This window comes from Lysinibacillus capsici (assembly GCF_020217405.1).
Taxonomy (GTDB): Bacteria; Bacillota; Bacilli; order Bacillales_A; family Planococcaceae; genus Lysinibacillus; species Lysinibacillus capsici.
On the sequence record NZ_CP084108.1, the window covers coordinates 3,827,611 to 3,847,773 of the forward strand.

18 protein-coding genes are annotated in these 20,163 nt (G+C 39.1%); 7 read left to right on the forward strand and 11 right to left on the reverse strand.

Translation table 11 applies throughout. From position 1 onward, the window contains the following. Window position 1: 1 nt before the first annotated feature. The 6 genes from LCP48_RS18955 to secG form a co-directional block, all read right to left on the reverse strand. Window positions 2–1,342 (reverse strand): (Fe-S)-binding protein, encoded by a 1,341-nt coding sequence (locus LCP48_RS18955; RefSeq protein ID WP_237497365.1) that lies wholly within the window; start codon window positions 1,340–1,342, stop codon window positions 2–4. Next, window positions 1,329–2,744: an FAD-binding oxidoreductase gene (locus tag LCP48_RS18960; protein ID WP_216486138.1), complete on the reverse strand. Its 1,416-nt coding sequence runs from the start codon at window positions 2,742–2,744 to the stop codon at window positions 1,329–1,331. The genes LCP48_RS18955 and LCP48_RS18960 overlap by 14 nt, the downstream gene beginning before the upstream one ends. Before the next feature lie 236 nt (window positions 2,745–2,980). Then, window positions 2,981–3,445 carry an SsrA-binding protein SmpB gene (gene smpB, locus LCP48_RS18965; RefSeq protein ID WP_009373233.1) on the reverse strand — a complete coding sequence of 155 codons (465 nt, stop codon included), beginning with the start codon at window positions 3,443–3,445 and terminating at the stop codon, window positions 2,981–2,983. Between the two features lie 71 nt (window positions 3,446–3,516). Beyond that, the gene (rnr, locus tag LCP48_RS18970) at window positions 3,517–5,988 is read right to left on the reverse strand and encodes a ribonuclease R (RefSeq protein ID WP_216486135.1); all 2,472 of its coding nucleotides are present in this window, start codon (window positions 5,986–5,988) and stop codon (window positions 3,517–3,519) included. Window positions 5,989–6,024: 36 nt separating this feature from the next. Then, complete coding sequence (locus tag LCP48_RS18975) at window positions 6,025–6,771, reverse strand: alpha/beta hydrolase (RefSeq protein ID WP_202342673.1); 747 nt, start codon at window positions 6,769–6,771, stop codon at window positions 6,025–6,027. 188 nt (window positions 6,772–6,959) lie between these two features. Further along, complete coding sequence (gene secG, locus LCP48_RS18980) at window positions 6,960–7,187, reverse strand: preprotein translocase subunit SecG (protein WP_004228101.1); 228 nt, start codon at window positions 7,185–7,187, stop codon at window positions 6,960–6,962. A 205-nt stretch (window positions 7,188–7,392) separates the two neighbouring features. Here secG and LCP48_RS18985 point away from each other — a divergent pair, with 205 nt between their 5' ends. The 7 genes from LCP48_RS18985 (at window position 7,393) to dltD (ending at window position 14,952) form a co-directional block, all read left to right on the forward strand. Then, window positions 7,393–8,640 (forward strand): transglutaminase domain-containing protein, encoded by a 1,248-nt coding sequence (locus tag LCP48_RS18985; RefSeq protein ID WP_004228099.1) that lies wholly within the window; start codon window positions 7,393–7,395, stop codon window positions 8,638–8,640. Between the two features lie 147 nt (window positions 8,641–8,787). After that, on the forward strand, window positions 8,788–10,434 hold the full coding sequence (locus tag LCP48_RS18990; protein ID WP_225340457.1) for an alkaline phosphatase: 1,647 nt from the start codon (window positions 8,788–8,790) through the stop codon (window positions 10,432–10,434). A 279-nt stretch (window positions 10,435–10,713) separates the two neighbouring features. Beyond that, window positions 10,714–10,851, forward strand: a complete 138-nt coding sequence (locus LCP48_RS18995) for a teichoic acid D-Ala incorporation-associated protein DltX (protein ID WP_004228095.1) — start codon at window positions 10,714–10,716, stop codon at window positions 10,849–10,851. 17 nt (window positions 10,852–10,868) lie between these two features. Further along, complete coding sequence (dltA, locus tag LCP48_RS19000; RefSeq protein ID WP_009373241.1) at window positions 10,869–12,344, forward strand: D-alanine--poly(phosphoribitol) ligase subunit DltA; 1,476 nt, start codon at window positions 10,869–10,871, stop codon at window positions 12,342–12,344. Beyond that, window positions 12,341–13,504 (forward strand): D-alanyl-lipoteichoic acid biosynthesis protein DltB, encoded by a 1,164-nt coding sequence (gene dltB / locus LCP48_RS19005; RefSeq protein WP_004228090.1) that lies wholly within the window; start codon window positions 12,341–12,343, stop codon window positions 13,502–13,504. Before dltA ends, dltB begins: the two co-directional genes overlap by 4 nt. Window positions 13,505–13,546: 42 nt before the next feature. Further along, window positions 13,547–13,780, forward strand: a complete 234-nt coding sequence (gene dltC, locus LCP48_RS19010; protein ID WP_004228083.1) for a D-alanine--poly(phosphoribitol) ligase subunit 2 — start codon at window positions 13,547–13,549, stop codon at window positions 13,778–13,780. Continuing rightward, window positions 13,777–14,952: a D-alanyl-lipoteichoic acid biosynthesis protein DltD gene (gene dltD, locus LCP48_RS19015; RefSeq protein WP_004228081.1), complete on the forward strand. Its 1,176-nt coding sequence runs from the start codon at window positions 13,777–13,779 to the stop codon at window positions 14,950–14,952. Before dltC ends, dltD begins: the two co-directional genes overlap by 4 nt. Before the next feature lie 42 nt (window positions 14,953–14,994). Here the strand turns inward: dltD and LCP48_RS19020 are convergent, their stop codons facing one another. The 5 genes from LCP48_RS19020 to tpiA form a co-directional block, all read right to left on the reverse strand. After that, complete coding sequence (locus tag LCP48_RS19020) at window positions 14,995–15,300, reverse strand: methyl-accepting chemotaxis protein (RefSeq protein WP_225340458.1); 306 nt, start codon at window positions 15,298–15,300, stop codon at window positions 14,995–14,997. Window positions 15,301–15,395: 95 nt separating this feature from the next. After that, window positions 15,396–15,923 (reverse strand): DUF6241 domain-containing protein, encoded by a 528-nt coding sequence (locus LCP48_RS19025; protein ID WP_004228076.1) that lies wholly within the window; start codon window positions 15,921–15,923, stop codon window positions 15,396–15,398. A gap of 638 nt (window positions 15,924–16,561) precedes the next feature. Then, a complete protein-coding gene (gene eno / locus LCP48_RS19030) occupies window positions 16,562–17,854 on the reverse strand; it encodes a phosphopyruvate hydratase (RefSeq protein WP_004228070.1) in 1,293 nt (430 codons plus the stop codon). Window positions 17,855–17,856: 2 nt separating this feature from the next. Next, entirely contained in the window at window positions 17,857–19,398 is a 1,542-nt protein-coding gene (gpmI, locus tag LCP48_RS19035) for a 2,3-bisphosphoglycerate-independent phosphoglycerate mutase (protein ID WP_216485888.1), read from the reverse strand. After that, entirely contained in the window at window positions 19,391–20,152 is a 762-nt protein-coding gene (gene tpiA / locus LCP48_RS19040; RefSeq protein ID WP_004228066.1) for a triose-phosphate isomerase, read from the reverse strand. Before tpiA ends, gpmI begins: the two co-directional genes overlap by 8 nt. Between the last annotated feature and the right edge of the window lie 11 nt (window positions 20,153–20,163).

A 20,163-nucleotide genomic window follows, 5' to 3' on the forward strand; every position in this document is an offset into this window, starting at 1 on the left:
TTTAGTATATTTTAGCTATTTTACTACAGTTTTCTATGCTCTTGTAGATAAAATCAACAATATGTGAGGCATACATGCTTGATTCTAGCTTTTCCTTATGGATACCAGATTGAATTTGTAACAAGCAACCAGGATTGGCCGTAACGATAACTGTGGGCTGTAGCGCCTTAATCGTTGCCATTTTTGTAGCTAAAATGTCATTAGCTGATGCAGGTTGCAATAAATTATATATTCCTGCTGAACCACAACATGTGTTGGCATTTGGCAGTTCTGTGAAAAGGACATTTGGTAGTGCCTGTAAAATCATTCTTGGCTCATTGAAGACTTTATTGACATTGCGTAAATGACAGGAATCCTGATACGTTACAAGTGTTTGCTTTGCTTGCTGTGGCAAGGTGGCTAAATAATCAAGCAGACCAGCTTTGACAAGCAGGCTTGAAATATCAATTGTCTTCTCAGAAAATCGAATTGCCTTTTCACGATACTGATCATCACTCTGTAAATGCTTTTCATACTCCTTCAAGAAAGCTCCACAGCCACCAGCATTATTAACAATATAAGTGTAATCATCTGAATCAAAAAGCTCTACATTACGAATTAAGTTTTGCTTACCACGCTTTAGCTCCCCACTATGTCCATGCAGAGCCCCACAGCAACTTTGATTATCTGGAATAATAACATCCACACCAAGCATTTGTAGCAAGAATACTGTTTTATCGTTTGTTTCCTTATAAAGCGTATCCATTAAACAGCCTGTAAAAAAGGCCACCTTCATCGTAGCTGGTTTCACCTGTTTGAATGGCTGTATTTTTCTTGCTATGGGTGGTAGAGATGCCTCCATTGTTTTTACATGCTTGGGGAATAAATTTAAAAAGCCAATTTTTCGCACAGCCTTTTGTAGGCCTGTTTTTTGATAAAGATGCAGTAGGCTGACGGCATGTTGCATATTTTTTTGTTTGACGAAAAGATTATTAAAAACAATTGTACGTGTTGTTTTTTCTACGAGGGATGCGTGCTTCACTTCTTGTACCGCCTCACGCGTTTGCTCAATCAAAGCACCATACTGTACGCCAGCCGGACATGCTGGCTCACAAGCACGACATCCTAAACATAAATCAAATGACTTCTCAATGGACGCATCAAAGGGTACTATTCCATCACGCACCGCCTTCATTAAGGCAATACGCCCACGAGGTGATTGTGCCTCATCCTGCTCTGTATGAAGATATGTCGGACAGCTTGGCAAACAGAAACCGCATCTCATACAGTCCAGTAATAAATTTTCATCGATATGCGTCTCGAAGGATTGTTGCATTTGCTGCTGAACATTAGTTGCCACCATCTACCACCACTCTTTTCTTCGTCTCTTTTGCAAAAACTTTGCCAGGATTCATAATATTGTTTGGATCAAAGGCTTGCTTAATGTTTTTCATTACAGTAATACCAACAGGACCAATCTTCCATTCTAAATAAGGTGCCTTCATTTCACCTACACCGTGCTCCCCTGTAATCGTGCCACCTAGCGAAAGTGCTGCCTCAAAAATTTCCGCAAATGCCGCTTCCACACGGTGCATCTCATCTTCATCTCGCAGGTCTGTTAAGCATGTAGGATGCAAATTTCCATCGCCTGCATGACCAAATGTGGCAATATTGACCTTGTACTTTTCGGAAATATCATTAATTCTCTTCACCATTTTGGCCAGCTCTGATCGTGGTACTGTGGCATCCTCTAAAATAACTGTCGGTTTTAATTTTGCTAATGCTGATAATGCGACACGTCTTGCTGTTTTAATTTGCTCCGCTTCCTGTGCATCTTTTGCAATTTGCGTAAAAAGAGCACCATTTTCTTCCGCAATTCGTACCATTTCTTTGACATCTTGTTCTACTTGATACATTTCACCATCCTGCTCGAGTAGGAGCATTGCTTCAACATCTGTTGAGAGACCTATTTTCATATATTGCTCGACGGCGCTAATTGTTTTTTTATCAAGAAATTCTAGCGTTACTGGAATGATTTTATGTGCAATAATACTAGAGACTGTTCTCGCTGCATCCTCTAAAGATTCAAAGTATGCGATGCTCGTCATTTTATATTGTGGTAAAGGGATAAGCTTTAAGGTAATGGCTGTTACTACACCTAATGTTCCCTCTGCTCCAACAAATAATGAGGTGAGGTCATAGCCTGCTACGTCCTTTGCTAGTTTGCCACCTGTTTCTAGAATATCTCCGTTCGGTAAAACAATTTGTAACCCTTTCACATAATCCTTTGTTACACCGTATTTTAACCCCCGCAGGCCACCTGAGTTTTCACTGACATTGCCACCAATTGTAGAAATTTTCATTGAGCTTGGATCAGGAGGGTAAAATAAACCATGTGATTCAACAAATATACAAAGATTCTCGGATATAATACCTGGCTGTACTGTAATCGTTAAATTTTCCTTATCAAAATTTACAATTTGATCCATTCTATTAAATAAAATCACTACCCCTCCCTCATAAGGCACCGTTCCTGCTGCAAGGTTTGTCCCAGAGCCTCGAGGAATAATTGAAATCTTATATTCATTACATACTTTTAAAACCTCCGCAATTTCCTCTGCATTCCCTGGCGAAATAACAAGATCAGGTAAGCGCTGGAAGTTTGCTGTTGCATCATAGGAATAAGCTAAGAGCTGTGCAGTTGAGCTTTTTACGTATTTTTCACCAACAATATGCGTAATTTTTTCGATTACTGTTTTATTCATAATGCTCACCTCGAATTGAGATATTTATTACTACAATTTTAATTGTTAGAATTTTCTAAACATATGTCTTGTAAGATAAAAAAGTGTAATAAATTTTAATTTTTTTGTGTTATAAGACCAAAAAAATAGAAGTTATCGGACAAATTCCAATCAACTTCTAAAATTTACACTATTCTTCCATAAAATATAAAAAGCTGATGAGAAAGTGGCACTTGCCTGCTTTCTCATCAGCCTTTTTAACGCTGGCGTTCCTTGAAGGCACGTTCCATCTCGCGTTTGGCTTCTTTTTTGCGCATGTCGCTGCGCTTATCGTAATCTTTTTTCCCTTTACCAATGCCGATAAGGAGCTTGGCATAGCCATCCTTGATGTACATTTTCAATGGAACGATTGTGTAGCCGTCACGTTTTACGGCACCGACTAGCTCACCGATTTGCTTTTTGTGGAGCAGCAACTTGCGGGTGCGTAGTGGATCGTGGTTGAAACGGTTGCCTTGTTCGAAGGCGCTAACGTGCATATTGTTGATCCATGCTTCACCATTGCGGACGCGGACAAAGGAGTCTTTCAGTTGGACTTTGCCTGCACGGATGGATTTGATTTCTGTACCTGTTAGGACCATGCCTGCTTCGATTGTTTCTTCGATGAAGTAGTCGTGGCCTGCTTTTTTGTTTTGTGCTAATACTTTACCAGAACCTTTTGCCATATCTTTCACCCTCTACTTAAAAGGTTGAGCTTAAGCGAAAGTACCCTTTCAATGAATACTTTCGCTTAGGCTTATTTACGTTTTGTTTTTTTCTTTTTGCCTTTTTTGGCAATGCCCTCATAGAACTTTTGCTTTTGCTTCACGCGTTTTTTTGGACCTGGGCTTGAGTCATCTTTGCGGCGTCCACGTGGATCACGGTCACTTTCGCGTCGTTCACCTTGCTTTGATGAGCTACGAGTTCCACGGTCATCCTCTTGACGACCGCCTCTACGATTGCCACCACGTCCGCCTTTTTCCTCATCACTGCGTGTGCTTCGGCGACTGCGTCCACCTTTGTTATCGCTATAATTTTTACGTGCATGAATAACAGTTGGTGCTGCTTTGCGTGTTCGTCCATATGAAGTTACCATTCCAACGATTTCAAAGTCAATGGATGACTCCTCAATAATGACATTTGCCACACGAACTGTCACTTCATCCCCAATACGGAATTGGCGATTCGTTCGTTCCCCGATCATAATCATTTGACGATCATCGAAGCGGTAGTAATCATCAGTCATATTGCTAATATGGACAAGTCCTTCGATGGTGTTTGGTAGCTCCACGAAAATACCGAAGTTTGTAATGGATGAAACAATTCCTTCGAATTCTTCACCAATTTTGTCGGACATATATTGTGCTTTTTTCAGTGCGTCTGTATCACGTTCTGCATCAACAGCACGACGTTCACGCTCAGACGTGTGGTCAGCAATTTCATCCATTGCCATACTCCACTGTGCAATGGTTTCTCTCGATGTATCCTTGTTAATTAAATACGTACGAATTAAACGGTGTACAACTAAGTCAGGATAACGACGAATTGGTGATGTGAAGTGTGTATAGAAATCCGTTGATAAGCCAAAGTGTCCAAGACTTTCAGGGTAGTATTTCGCCTGCTGCATTGAACGTAGGAGCATCGTTGAGATAACAGGCTCCTCTGGCATCCCTTCAATGGCCTTCAAAACATCCTGTAATGCCTTAGGATGAACGGTATTACCAGTACCTTTAATCAAAATACCGAAGTTCGTGACAAATTCAAAGAAGCGTTGAAGCTTTTCAGGCTTTGGATCTTCGTGAATACGGTATAGAAACGGTACATTCATCCAGTGGAAGTGCTCTGCCACTGTTTCATTGGCAGCTAGCATGAAATCTTCAATTAATTTCTCCGCTACTGTTCGTTCACGTAATTCAATATCAACTGGCCATCCTTCTTCGTTTACGATCACCTTGGATTCTTTGAAGTCAAAGTCAATGGCTCCTCGCATTTCGCGTTTACGGCGTAAAATACCCGACAGCTCAGCCATGTTTTTAAACATTGGAACAAGTGGCTCATAGCGTTCAATTAGTGCCTCATCCTGCTCCTCTAAAATCTTGTAAACGTCCTTATACGTCATACGTTCAGTCGTTTTAATGACACTTTGGAAAATTTCATGTGCAACCACATTACCATTCGCATCAATAATCATTTCACAAGAGAGTGTTAAACGGTCAACCTGTGGATTTAATGAACAAATGCCGTTTGATAAACGATGTGGAATCATTGGAATGACACGGTCTGTTAAATAAACACTTGTCGCACGATCGTAAGCTTCAATGTCAATGACCGAGCCTTGCGTTACATAATAACTTACGTCTGCAATATGTACGCCAAGCTTATACGTTCCATCTACATTTTTCGTTACGGTTACGGCATCATCTAAATCCTTTGCATCTGCTCCATCAATTGTCACAATCGTTTCATGACGTAAATCACGACGCCCTACTAAATCGGCCTCGGTAATTTCATCTGGCACACGCTGTGCAGCAGCAATGACTTCATCTGGGAATTCAGGTGGAATGTCATGCTTATACAAAATGGATAAAATATCCACACCCGGATCATTTTTATGTCCTAAAATTTTTGTAATATAGCCTGTAGCAGATTTTAAATCCTCTGGCCATGTTGCTACCTCAACAACAACCTTATGTCCATCGACAGCTCCTAATGTATCTCCTTTGGCAATAAAGATATCCATTGGTAGCTTTTTATCGTCTAGAACAACAAAGCCGAAGCCACGGTTAGCCTGGAATGTGCCGACAAAGCTTGTTTGACCACGCTCGACAACCTTTGTTACCGTTCCCTCGCGTCGATCACCGAATGATTCCTTTAAAACACGAATCAGAACGATGTCTCCGTTAATGGCACCGTTAATTTCATGCGGGGGAATGAACACATCATCCATGCCCTCGACGTCAGGTGTCACGAAGCCAAAGCCCTTCGCATGTCCGATAAATTTACCTCTTAGTAAATTCATACGTTCTGGTAGGCCATAGCGATTGGAGCGGGAACGCACAACTAAGCCTTGCCCTTCCATGCGGACAAGTGTTTTCACAAGCTCCTTGAACTCCTCCGCATCCTCAAAGCCGAATTCATCCTCGATTTCACCGACTGTTAGTGGTTTATAATCATCTGTGCTGAAAAAATCGAGTAAACGACTTTGTAGTGTATCTTTTTGGTCTTTCATACATATTCCCTCCTTCATGAGAAAATCCTATTTATATTATTGTGCCCAATTTAGGCTTTCTAAAAAGCGATAAATGTCCTCATGTAATTGATCTTTTTCTTGATCTAATGTAATAACATGTTTTGAGTTTTCATACCACTTGATGTGCTTTTCAAGTGACTCAGTTTGATTATATATAATGTTGGCAGATTCTGTCTCTATTACTTCATCATTTGTAGCTTGTACGACGAAGATAGGCGCATAAATCATGTCAATTTCTTGACGAGTGCGGGCTATAAATTCTCGTAGCTGCTGTAGAGATGGCATGCCTTTGTCAGCAATGCTTGTAACTTCAGCATCAATTTGTTCTTCCTGTTTCCCTTGGAACTTTTTATAGTCCCTTGCATATTTCAAGACCCCCTCAAACATAACGTCGGTTGTACGCATTGTCATAGGGGCACACATTGTCACAATGCCTTTAACAGGATTATTTAATGCAACGTTTAATGCCATAACACCGCCTAATGAAAGCCCAGCAACGGCTATTTCCTGATAGCCAGCATCCCGTAACTGTTTGTAGGCGGCAATAACATCCTGCCACCAGTCTGCTGGACCTGTTGTGATTAGTTCTTCTGGTTCCACACCGTGACCTTTATAGTGAGGTGCTAATGTAGTATACCCTTTTTTCTCTAAAAATCTACCAAGCATTCGTACATCTGCAGAGCTTCCTGTGAAGCCGTGTAATAATAAAACAGCACGTGGTCCTGCCTGAAAGAAAAATGGCTGTGATAATGATTTGTTCACTGTAAGCACTCCTTCACTCTAAAACACTTATACATACTATACCCATTCTCGTCATCTCGATGATGCCTAGCAGATGACATTGGTTATTGTGTTACAATTCATTTTTTACTACTGAGAGATAAATTACCATTTAACTATGATAAAAGAAAACGCCCAACCAATTCGGTTAGGCGATATATCTTCAACTATTAGATTTTTGTAATAGCGATTGCTAATAAAAAGAACACTATAGCTAACACAATTGTTGCACGGTGAAGGATTAAATCCATACCACGTGCTTTTTGCTTTCCAAATAGTTGCTCAGCTCCACCCGAGATGGCACCTGATAAGCCTGCACTTTTACTAGATTGAAGTAATACCACAACGATTAACGCCAATGATACGATAACTAATGAAACTAATACTACTGTATGCATTCACTGCACCTCCCGAACTTTGAAACATCACAACATACTACATTATAACAAAAAAAGGTTGTGATGACAAACTTCGCTTTATGTTTTGCTGGAAATTCTCCGCCTCATGCTTCCACCCTTGTCGACTTATGCTACTATTTGTGGATGTCACTCCCTATAAATTAAATTATAATGGCAAAAATGAACTTTTTTGGAGGGTGGGAAAATGAATAAAAAAATAACAGCGCTGCTAGTACTATGCTGCATGATTCCCTTTCTTACGGCATGCTCAAAGGCCATTGACCTACTTCTTGAGGAAGAGGATGTAACAACTACAACCTTAGCAGAAGATACAGAGAATGATATGAAGAAACCAGAAAGTAAAGCGCTATCTGCCTCTTTTTCACCTAATGATCTTTTCTCAACCTCATTATTTAAGGATGATCCTGCCTTACTACAATTCACTAAAAAAGTTGAAAAACAAGTAGCAAAGTTTGAGCAGCACTTTGAAGTCCCTTATACTGGGAAGCTAAACTTCGAAGATTTTGAGGTGCAGCTGAATGACTTAAACAGCCTGCTTTCCTTCGTTGATCCCTATACAGCTGGTTATTTTCTTACTTATGAATGGACGGCTTGGGAAATAGATAATGGCTATTTGGTAGAGTTGTCGATTGATTACTTAACAGATGCCAAAAAGGAGCAAAAGGTCGATCAATATGTAGAAGCTTTTGCTGACCAGTATATTACGACACATATGACAGATTTTGAACGTACTAAAATCATTAATGATACGGTCGTACAGTTAGCCACTTATACAGAACAAGGCTCTACTGAGGGACAGACGGTTTTTGAGCTGATAGACGAGGAAACTGCGGTATGTCAAGCTTATGCTCTACTAGCTTATCGCCTACTATTAGCTTCGGATGTAGAAGCGAAATACGTATATGGCTATAGTGAGGATCAGCTGCATGCTTGGAATTTAGTCAGTATCGATGGCAATTGGTACCATCTTGATACAACGTGGAATGACGTGGATTCAACTGAGCCTTATGCGATTTCCTATGAATACTTTTTAGTCAGTGATGAAAAACTAAGCCAAGATCATTTATGGGTAAATGAAAATTATTTTACTGCTACAAATAACAATTATGATTTTATGCATGATATGTGGTATGCCAATACGGTGGATGATGTGATTTATTATAATAGTATCCATGATAATATGGTTTATTCCTATAATTTAGACACAAATGAAAACAATCAAATTACAGAAACAGCATGCTATTATTTAGCTACTTATAATGATTCCATTTATTGCAGTGACTATGACAATGCCGGTTATTTAACAAAAATTAATGTCCAGGACGGCTCTGAAGAAGTCTTACTTGAAGATGAAGTCCTCAACTTGTACATCGAAGAAGACATTTTACATTATGAAACAATTGATGGCGCACAACATCAGGAAAATTTGTAATGCCCCAAAAGAATCTGTGGGATTTTTACGCAGATTCTTCCTTCCTCATTATTTACATAATTACCATATTTCATTAACAAACCTTTAACGCTAGCTTTACACCCTTCCTTTACACTTACAGTTGAATTCACCTAAAGGAGGAAAATCATGAAATACGCAAAAAAATGGACTTCATTGTTTTTAGCAAGTGCAGTGACTTTATCAGCAGTTAGTATCCCACAGCAAGAGGTACATGCAGCCGAAGGAAAGAAACCGACAAATGTCATTATGCTTGTGATGGATGGTAGCAGTAATAATGCTGTCACCCTTTCTCGTTGGTATAAAGGTGAAAGCCTAGCAATGGATGAAATTTTATCGGGTGCTATGCGCACATATTCTGCTGAATCTGCCATTACCGATTCTGCACCAGCTGCTACAGCACTAGCAACTGGGCATAAATCGAACGATAAATATATAGGTGTACTCCCCTCTGTGATCAACTCCCCTGGATTAGCGCAAATCGCTAAGGAAGATGCCTTCCGACCTGTAGCCAATGTGCTAGAAGGAGCTAAGCAACAAGGTATGGCCACTGGATTAATTTCTACTTCCGAAATTCAACATGCTACACCTGCTGGTTTTTCTGCACACGTCAACAATAGAAGTCAATATGGAGATATTGCAGAGCAGCAGGTTTATCAAAATATTGATGTTGTCTTAGGCGGTGGTCTGGAATCACTATCACCAGGCACATCAAAAAATGCTCGTCAAGATGGCGAAGACTTAATCAAGGTTTTGAATGAAAAAAATTATGATCTCGTTAAAACGCGCGATGAGCTATTTAATAGTCAATCCTCAAAAATTTGGGGAAGCTTTGCACCAAGTGCACTTGCTTATGATTTAGATCGTGCCAAAACAAGAGCATCTGAGCCTACACTTGCTGAAATGACGAATAAAGCAATCAATACGCTGAAAAAGGATGAAGATGGCTTCTTCCTCTTTGTAGAAGGTAGCAAGGTTGACTGGGCTGCACATGCCAACGATACAATTGGTATCATTAGCGATATATTATCATTCGATGATGCAGTGAAAGAAGCAGTCGATTTTGCGAAGGAAGATGGTAATACTCTAGTCATTGCAGTAACTGATCATGGAAATAGCGGCATTACGATGGGGAACGCTAACACTACTAGTACCTATTCTAGCATTCCAGTCTCTGCTAACATCGACCCGTTAAAAAAAGCTACGATGACCATTGAAGGAGCTTTAAGCCAGCTAAAAGAAGATCGCTCTAATTTAGTTGAGGTCGCTGCTCTTTATGGCTTAGATTCATTAACGGAGGACGAGCTTAAAACATTACAGTCTGCTAAAGACTTAGGTAGTGAAATGGTAAAAATGCTAGCCAATCGTGCAAACATCGGTTATACAACAGGTGGCCATACGGGTGAAGATGTATTCTTATATTCATTTGGTCCTTCTAAATTGACAGGATTAGTAGAAAACACTGATTTAGCTCATACAATGGCACGCTTTATGGGCTTTGACTTAAACACATTAACAAATGATTTATATGTGCCTGCAACGGAGGCATTTACGGAAAAAGGATTTACAACAAAAATCGACTTATCGGATAAAGAAAATCCAACATTTATTGCGCAAAAAGCAGATGTCACAGTGAAAATTCCAGTCAACAAAAACACGATGACGTATGAACAAACTTCCTCAAACACGGCAAAGACTCATACATTTGATACAATCAATGTCTACAATGGCTCTGAATTTTATGTATCTAAAAAAGTTATTAATCAAGTGAAATAAAAATTATAGCGCGAACATAAGTTGAGATTATTCCCTTATGTTCGTGCTTTTTTTGCATAAGTAAACCAGCCAATAATTTGTAAACTCTACATATCCCCCCAAAACCTTAAATTTACCTTAAATTAATCTTATGATTTACTGAATTCATCTTAATTCAGCAACATTTTTCTCCACATTCCGTCAAATCAGTGTTAAAAACATAAGGTAAGGATTTTTAACTAGTAAATTACTATTTTTTGAAAGTTTAATCCTATACTTTTTTTCATTGGAGGTGGACAAATGCAATCCATCAAAAATAATGAGTATTTACGCTTCATTGGCTTCACGCTGTTTTATTTGATTGTTTTGGTACTGTTGTTTCTTATACATGGCTTCCATGATATGAACGCTGGACCATTTATATATACGGAATTTTAAATAAAGGAGATTAAAATATGTTAAGTATTTTGGCAGCTATTGAACGTGTGGCCATCCAGCAGCCACAAAAAACTGCTTATCAGACACACAATGCCTCCTTAACTTATAGTGAGCTTTGGCATTTATCGGATCGTCTTGCCGATTATTTAATGAAGCTTAAGTTGCGGAGACAACAACCTATTGTCATTTATGGACATATGTCCCCCCTGCAAATTGTTGCGTTTATCGGGGCTGTAAAGGCTGGCCATCCATATGTGCCTGTTGATTCGTCAACACCATCAGAAAGATTACAGCTCATTACAGAAGCTTCTGGAGCAGGTTTAGTACTGACAACAGAGCTATTAGAGATGCAGATGAACCTTCCAGTTATGGCAGTGCATGATATTCTGGATGCCTCCTCAAAGGACGTGAACCTATCATCCGCAACATGGGTTCATGAAGAGGATATCCATTATATTATTTACACTTCTGGTTCAACGGGTCAACCAAAAGGGGTACAAATAACAGCTAGTAATCTAACACACTTTGTTATGTGGATGCAGGAGCACTTCCCTTTACAGGAAGACGGCGTATTTTTAAATCAAGCACCTTATTCCTTTGATTTATCTGTTATGGATCTCTACCCAGCGCTTGTTGGTGGACACACACTTTATGCGATTACACAGCAAGAAATTGCTAATCCAAAAGTATTGTTTGATTCATTAGAGACGTCAAATACTCGTGTATGGACTTCTACACCTTCTTTTGCCAAGATGTGTTTGATGAACAAAGAATGGAATCAAAAACTCATGCCTAGGTTGGATACTTTTTTATTTTGCGGAGAGGTTTTACCGATAGCGGTATGTAACGAGTTAATGCTCCGTTTTCCACAGGCAACAATTTATAATTTATATGGTCCTACCGAAACAACCGTCGCTGTATCCTATGTAAAGGTGACGAAAGAGCTAGTAGGACGCTTCGAACAATTACCGATTGCCCCTATAACGGAGCCAAACGTTTCTGTAGCAGAAGATGGAGAAATTATTATTTCAGGGCCAACCGTTAGTGCAGGGTATTTGGGATCGCCTGAATTAACAGCAAAGGCTTTCCCAATCGTTGAGGGCGATCGTATCTATCAAACGGGTGATATAGGCTATGAGCAGGATGGTTATTTGTTCTTTTCAGGTCGTAAGGATTTTCAAGTGAAATTACATGGCTATCGTTTAGAGATTGAAGAGATTGAAAAACAAATCAGTAACCTGCCACCTGTTTCGAGCTGTGTTGTTGTACCTGTTTATAAGGAGAAGGAAATCATTTCTCTTAGTGCCCATATTGTTTTACGTGAGCCATTAACAGACGCTGCTTTTAAAACAACAAAGCAATTGAAGGCACTTTTATCGGCGTACTTACCTACCTATATGATACCGAAAACGTTTAAATATATGGACGCTTTACCACTAAATCCAAATGGTAAGGTAGATCGTAAAGGATTGGCGGTTATGGAGACAGTATGACGCCTTATGGAAATATAGCATTTTTTGTGATCATCGGACTTTTATTACTACCTACCATCCTCTTAGGATTACGAGGCAAATCTTCGAAACGCTATAATCTTTTTGTTTCGGTCATTGTCTTAGCATTAATCTTCGGACATTCATTGAATGGGTCCATCTCGCTCGTATTATTTACTGTCTTTCAGGTAGTACTTATTGTGGCTTATCAGCGCTATCGACTTCAGCAAAATAGCGGAACCATTTTTATAATAGCGGTGCTTTTATCCATATTACCCTTGATTCTTGTAAAGGTTTTGCCGATTCTCGGGTTACATCATTTATTTGGCTTCCTTGGTGTATCCTACATTACGTTTAAAGCGGTGCAAATGATTTTAGAAACCCGTGATGGCTTGATGAAAGAGAAAATTTCGGTAGTAGAGCTAGTCTATTTCTTATTATTCTTTCCTACCGTATCATCGGGGCCGATTGATCGTTGGCGTCGTTTTACAAAGGATTTTCATGCCGTGCCTTCCTCGGAGGAGTACCAAAAGCTGCTATTGAGTGGTATTAACTATATTTTTGTCGGCTTTTTATATAAGTTTATTTTGGCTTATTTAATTTACAACTACACGCTTATTTATTTGCCTAACCATACGTATAACTATTTGACACCTTTTCAGGGGCAGCTAGCGTATATGTATATGTATAGCTTTTACTTATTCTTTGATTTTGCTGGCTATAGTGCATTTGCTGTTGGTGTTAGCCGACTAATGGGTATCCAAACACCGATTAACTTTAATCGCCCATTCGCCAGCCGCAATATTAAAGATTTTTGGAATCGTTGGCATATGAGCCTTTCCTTCTGGTTTAGGGATTATGTCTATATGCGCTTTGTCCTTTGGATGACAAAGAAAAAATGGTTAAAAAATAAATTTGCTATTTCGTATATAGGCTTCTTTTTACTATTCTTTTTAATGGGTATTTGGCATGGTCTGGAATGGCACTTTGTGGTCTATGGACTCTATCATGCCCTATTGATTATCAGCTTTGATAAATTTGAACGCTGGAATAAAAAGCATAAGCGTTGGCCAAAAAATAAATGGACGCATACTATTGGCGTAATCATTACGTTTCATGCTGTATGCTTCGGCTTTTATATTTTTTCTGGCACATTATTTTAAACAAAGGGCTATAAGAGCCTGTTCACTAAAGGAGAATTATTAATGGATCAACAACAAGTTTTAGAAATGCTAGTCGAGTTATGTGAAGATGAAATGATTGTAGAAAACCCAGATATAGACTTATTTGAAGAAGGTTTACTAGATTCGTTTGGGACAATTAATTTATTAGTTGAAATTGAAAATCGTTTTAATATTTCTGTCCCTATTACTGATTTCAATCGTGAAGAATGGAATACGCCTAATCGAATAGCAGGGAAATTAGCTGAAAGACAATGATCAAAAAAGGCTTTCTTTCTTTATTTATTGCATTTGCTCTTTTTACGGGCTTTGTCTTTTTTCCTAATGCTTGGATTAAAGCATGGATATCCAATGAGGATGTGGAACAAGCCAAAACGAACATGTCTCCACTTGTATTTCAGGGCACATATTTACAGGAGCGAATGTTACAGGACCCTAGTTCCATGCCACTTTACGGCTCCTCGGAATTAAACCGTTTTGATCCGTTCCATCCTTACAATTATACGCGAGCCACTGATGCTCCGTATTCGACATTTATGATTGGGCGTGGAGGCATGCAGTCCATTACCCACTTCTTGAATTTCGCAGCACAAGAAAAGAATTTAAAGGATAAAAAAGTGGTCTTTATCATCTCTCCACAGTGGTTTACAGAGAAGGGCATGGGTGAATTTCACTTTTCACCGAATTATTCCATGCTACATGCGTATGATTTAGCCTTTAATCAGGAGATGGATGCCAATCTTCGTAAAAGAGCAATGGAGCGCCTACTAGAATTTGATACTGTCAAACGTGATCGCCTCTTAAAGACTATGTATCAATATCAAATGTCTAATGGCAAGGAAAAGCCAATTACTGGACGTATGGCCATGGTCGCTGGGCGTTTTCACAAGGCGTTACTAGAAAAGAAGGATTTATATTATTCTCTTTTCCCACGTAAAGGTCATGCATTAAAAAGTAATGACAAGCTCATTGCCAATCAAAGCTTTGAGCAACAATTGCAGCACGCAGAGGCATATGGGGAGAAGCGTGTATCCAATGACTATATGATTGAAGATCGCGCCTATCAGCGACTTGTAAATGCTAAATTTTCAAAGTTTAAGGATATACGAAAAAAAGAGGATTATTCAAACTCTCCTGAATACGAAGATTTCCAACTAGTGATCGATGTTTTAAAGGATGCAGGTGCCAAGCCACTATTCGTCTCCATTCCAGTGAATGGCTATTGGTATGATTATAATGGCTATCCTGAGGAGCGCCGTCAAAAGTATTACGATAAAATGGAGCAAGTATTAAAGGATGCGAATGTTGCCTATGTTGATTTTTCAGATCATGAATATGATCCCTATTTTATAATGGATACGATTCATATTGCCTGGAAGGGCTGGGTTTATCTCGATCAAGAACTAGATCAGCATTGGTCACAGCCATAACAAAAGTCAGGACAGTCTAATATAGTAGACTGTCCTTTCTTATTATCGTAAGAGACCTTTTATGTAAAGCGCCATTTGCTCGGTTCTCTCATTTCGTTTTTCAATGGCTTCCCTAAAATGTTGAACCTGCTCTGCCTGATCATTGGTGGCTGTTTCAATTTGCTCCATGCTTTCCATCAGTGTTTGAATATTACTCGTAATCGTTTTAAGAGAGGTTTCAATTTGTTCTGTTGCTGTAGCTGTCTCACTAGAAAGCTTCCTTACCTCTTGCGCTACGATATTGAAACCTGCACCCGTATTGGCTTGCTTGTGCCGCTTCTTTCTTCGTTCATAACTAAAACCCTCCATCAATAATTTTTTTGTATCTTAATAATTGGTGGATTTTGTGTAATAAATATTAATGATTACAAACAGAAAGATTTGCATACAATTCAAAGCTTCACCTATTTTTCATCTGTGTAAAATTGTTCAATATACTGCTCTTCTTCCTCGGGCGATAATAAACGAGTTGCTCTTCCTGAATTTGTCGTGTCATCGCCACCTTGCATTTCCCAAATTTTGTTATGGTCATCAACGGCGTTTGAAAAATCACCTTTCGACCATCTTTCCAATATTGAAATGTAAAGTTCTTTATATTTATAATCGTTCATTTTAACTACAGTTAACAATCGGTCAACTTTTTCTTGTGTTATTCGCTCACGACCCCATTGAGAAGCAGCTTTCACTTTTTGGTGGGACATGCTATGGATGGTTTCATTTACTTTGCTTTCCACTAAATTGTCAGGATAAAGCAATTCTTCTTTTGTAACTTTTTTATCTTCAAGCGGTGCTCCGTCAACAACAATAGTGGCTCTTTCTTTTTTTGTAACAGGTTTTTCCATTTGTTCAGTGGATTTAATGTAACCAAAAATCCCTCCAAAAATGACCAATATTGCAATGATAACAATTGCAGATTTTGTTTTTCTCTTCATGTCATTAACTCCTCATTGTCATTTATAATATTATATCATTATGTATTGGTTTATATTATGTAATTAGGGTAATAATAACAGAATATTGAAATAAGGTTCAATGAAAAACCCTGTTCGTAGATAATGGTATGTACATTGTATACAGTAGGTACCAACGCAAAATTGCGTTCGTTAAATACAATTAATACAATTTTGTATGCGTTAATATAGGTAAGTCCGTCATAGTTGCTCTCTAAGAGTGCGATTACTATTCGTATCCTTTTCACCAAGGTTCATGACACAACAATTCGGAGCGTACCATGATGTTTGAGTGACATATTCTTTCTCAACCAAATACGTGTAAAACACCCCAACGACTTAATATAGGTAAGTCGCCTTTTTACCAAGAATTAATTGTTGTTGAATATATTTTTTAAGATATTGAATGAAGTGAGCTGTATTGTAGTTATAAGTTTCTATTGTTCTGATTGAATAATTTTTAATCTGTAATGCGAATGTAAATTCTTTCAACAAATCTTTAATCAGCACGAAAAAACCCCCAATCTACAAGTGTTTATCACACTTATAAATCAGAGGTTCAAATATAAAAGCTGTGTTTGTTTTACTAAGTTCAAAGCATTTTCGCTTCAATCAAATACTTATTTTAAGTTATAGAATGAATTTAAACCAAGATACTCTGCTGTTGAACCAAGTTGATCTTCGATGCGAAGAAGTTGGTTGTATTTAGCTACACGGTCTGTGCGTGATGGAGCACCTGTTTTAATTTGACCAGCATTTGTTGCAACAGCAATATCAGCGATTGTCGCATCTTCTGATTCACCAGAACGGTGAGAAATAACTGCTGTGTAGCCTGCACGTTTGGCCATTTCGATTGCTTCAAATGTTTCAGTTAACGTACCGATTTGGTTTACTTTGATTAGGATTGCATTTCCTACACCTTGCTCAATACCTGCTGATAACTTTTTCGTATTTGTTACAAATAGGTCATCACCTACTAATTGTACGCGTTTGCCGATACGGTCTGTTAATAGCTTGTGTCCAGCCCAGTCGTTTTCGTCTAAGCCATCTTCAATTGAAATGATTGGGTATTTATTTGTTAACTCTTCGTACCAATCAACCATTTCTTCAGAAGTTTTGACAACACCTTCACCATCTAAGTGATATTTGCCATCTTCTTTATTGAATAGTTCAGAGGATGCTACGTCCATTGCAAGTTTCACTTCGTCACCTGGTTTGTAGCCTGCTTTTTCAATCGCTTCTAAGATCACTGTAATCGCTTCTTCGTTTGAGCCTAGGTTTGGTGCGAAACCACCTTCATCACCTACTGCTGTGTTGTAGCCTTTTGCTTTTAGAACAGCTTTTAGGCTATGGAAAATCTCAGCGCCAATACGTAATGCATGACGGAATGATTCTGCACCAACAGGCATAACCATGAATTCCTGAATGTCTACATTGTTATCTGCGTGAGCACCACCGTTTAGGATGTTCATCATTGGTACTGGTAATTGCTTAGAATTGAACCCACCAAGATATTGATAAAGAGGTACATCTAAATAATCTGCCGCAGCATGTGCAACTGCCATGGATACACCTAGAATTGCGTTGGCACCAAGCTTGCCTTTGTTTTCCGTGCCATCTAGCTCGATTAAAGCTTTGTCGATGACTACTTGATCAAGAACAGAATAGTTACCTTCTAATTCTTCCGCAATAATTGTGTTTACATTTTCAACTGCTTTTAATACACCTTTGCCTAGGTAACGAGATTTGTCACCATCGCGTAATTCTACCGCTTCGTATTCACCTGTTGATGCACCTGATGGTACGATTGCGCGGCCAAATGCGCCTGATTCTGTAAATACTTCAACCTCTACTGTTGGGTTCCCACGTGAGTCTAAAACTTCGCGCGCATAAACTTGTGTAATAAATGGCATAATTAATTCTCCTCTTTTTCAATTAATGATTGTCCTGTCATTTCAGTAGGCTGTGACACCTCTAATAATTCTAACATGGTTGGCGCTAAATCGGCTAAAATACCACCATTTCTTAACATTATATTTGATTTTGTCACAATTACTGGAACAGGATTTGTTGTATGAGCTGTCATTGGCTCTCCAGCTAAAGTTAACACTTCATCAGAGTTGCCATGGTCAGCTGTGATAATAGCTGCGCCACCTTTTGCAAGGAGGGCGTCTACTACTTTCCCTAAGCATTCATCTACTGCTTCAATGGCTTTAATTGTTGGCTCCAGCATTCCACTATGACCAACCATATCAGGGTTGGCAAAGTTAAGAATAATGCCATCAAATTTTTCAGCCGCAATTTCTGCAAGTAAGGCTTCTGTCACCTCATAGGCAGACATTTCAGGTTTTAAATCGTATGTCGCCACCTTTGGAGAAGCAATTAAAATACGTTCTTCACCAGGGAATTTTTCCTCACGTCCACCACTCATAAAGAATGTAACATGTGGATATTTTTCAGTTTCCGCAATCCGCAACTGTGTTTTCCCATTCGTCGCTAATACTTCCCCAATTGTATTTTTCAAGTTGTCATTTTCATAAGCAACCTGTGCGTTGACTTCATCACTATAGTGTGTGAAGGACACAAATTTTAAATTCTTTGGATGATTTGCAGATATAGCAAAGCCATCGAATGCTTCATTTGTAAAAACTGTTGACAGCTGAATTGCACGATCAGGACGGAAGTTAAAGAAAATCACTGCATCCTGATCGCCAATTGTTGCTACTGGCTCGCCATGCTCTTGAATGCTAAATGGGATGACAAATTCATCTGTTACCTCACGCTCATAGGATGCTGCTACACCACTTTTAGCACTTTCTGCTGTTTGACCGACGCCATCCACCAGTACATTATAAGTCAGTGCAACACGATCCCAACGTTTATCACGATCCATTGCATAGTAACGTCCATGAATCGAAGCAAATTGCCCTATACCTATTTCAGCCATTTGCTTTTCAGTTTCTTCGATATAGTCTAATGCTGTTGTTGGACCAACATCACGACCATCTAAGAAGCCATGTACATAAACTTCCTCTAATCCCTGCTGTTTAGCTAGCTTTAATAGTGCAAACATATGCTCATAGTGACTATGAACACCACCGTCTGATAATAAGCCCATAACATGTAGCTTTGACTGATGAGCTTTCACATGTGCTACTGCATCTAAAAAGGCTTGATTCGTATAGAAATCTCCATCACGAATAGATTTATTTAAGCGTGTTAAGCTTTGATATACGATACGTCCTGCACCGATATTTAGGTGCCCCACCTCGGAATTCCCCATCTGTCCTTCAGGTAATCCAACGGCTTCTCCTGCTGCTGTTAATGTCGCATGAGGAAATTGATGCCAATATCGATCAAAATTTGGCTTATTCGCCTGTGCTACTGCATTCCCGAATGTTTCATCTCGAAATGCAAAGCCATCTAAAATAATTAATGCTACTGGCTTTTTAGGCATTTGCTGCCGCCTCCAATAATGTTAAATAAGATTCTGGTTGTAAGCTTGCTCCACCAACTAAAGCACCATCAATATGTTCTTTCGATAAAAGCTCCTGAATGTTATCAGGCTTAACACTGCCACCATATTGAATGCGCACAGCATTCGCAGTTTCAGCATTATATAGTTCCTCTATTACTGCTCGAATCGCTCCGCATACTTGATTTGCATCGTCTGCCGTAGCCGTTTTACCTGTACCTATCGCCCAAATCGGCTCATACGCAATGACCATATGCTCTACTTGCTGTGCGTCAAACCCAGCAAGTGCCGCTTTAATTTGGCCTGCCACTTTTTGCTCTGTTGTGCCTGCTTCACGTTCTTCTAGTGTTTCGCCACAGCAAATAATAGGTACGATAGTATGGGCAAGTGCTGCAGCTACCTTCTTATTAATCGCTTCATCTGTTTCATTGTAGTATTCGCGACGTTCAGAGTGTCCTAAAATGACATAGTCAACATCCACACTTGCTAGCTGTGCTGGACTAATTTCACCCGTAAAAGCACCTTCATTTTCATAGTGCATAGTTTGTGCACCAATTGCCAGCTCTGACTCACTAGCAACTTGCACAAGTGTAGGTAGGTACAGAGCTGGTGCGCAAATAACAGCATCTACTTTGTCATTGGAAGGAAGTTTTTCTTGTATAGCATCTACAAACTGAATAGCCTCTTCAAATGTTTTAAACATTTTCCAGTTACCTGCAATAATTGGTTTACGCATCATTTTGCCTC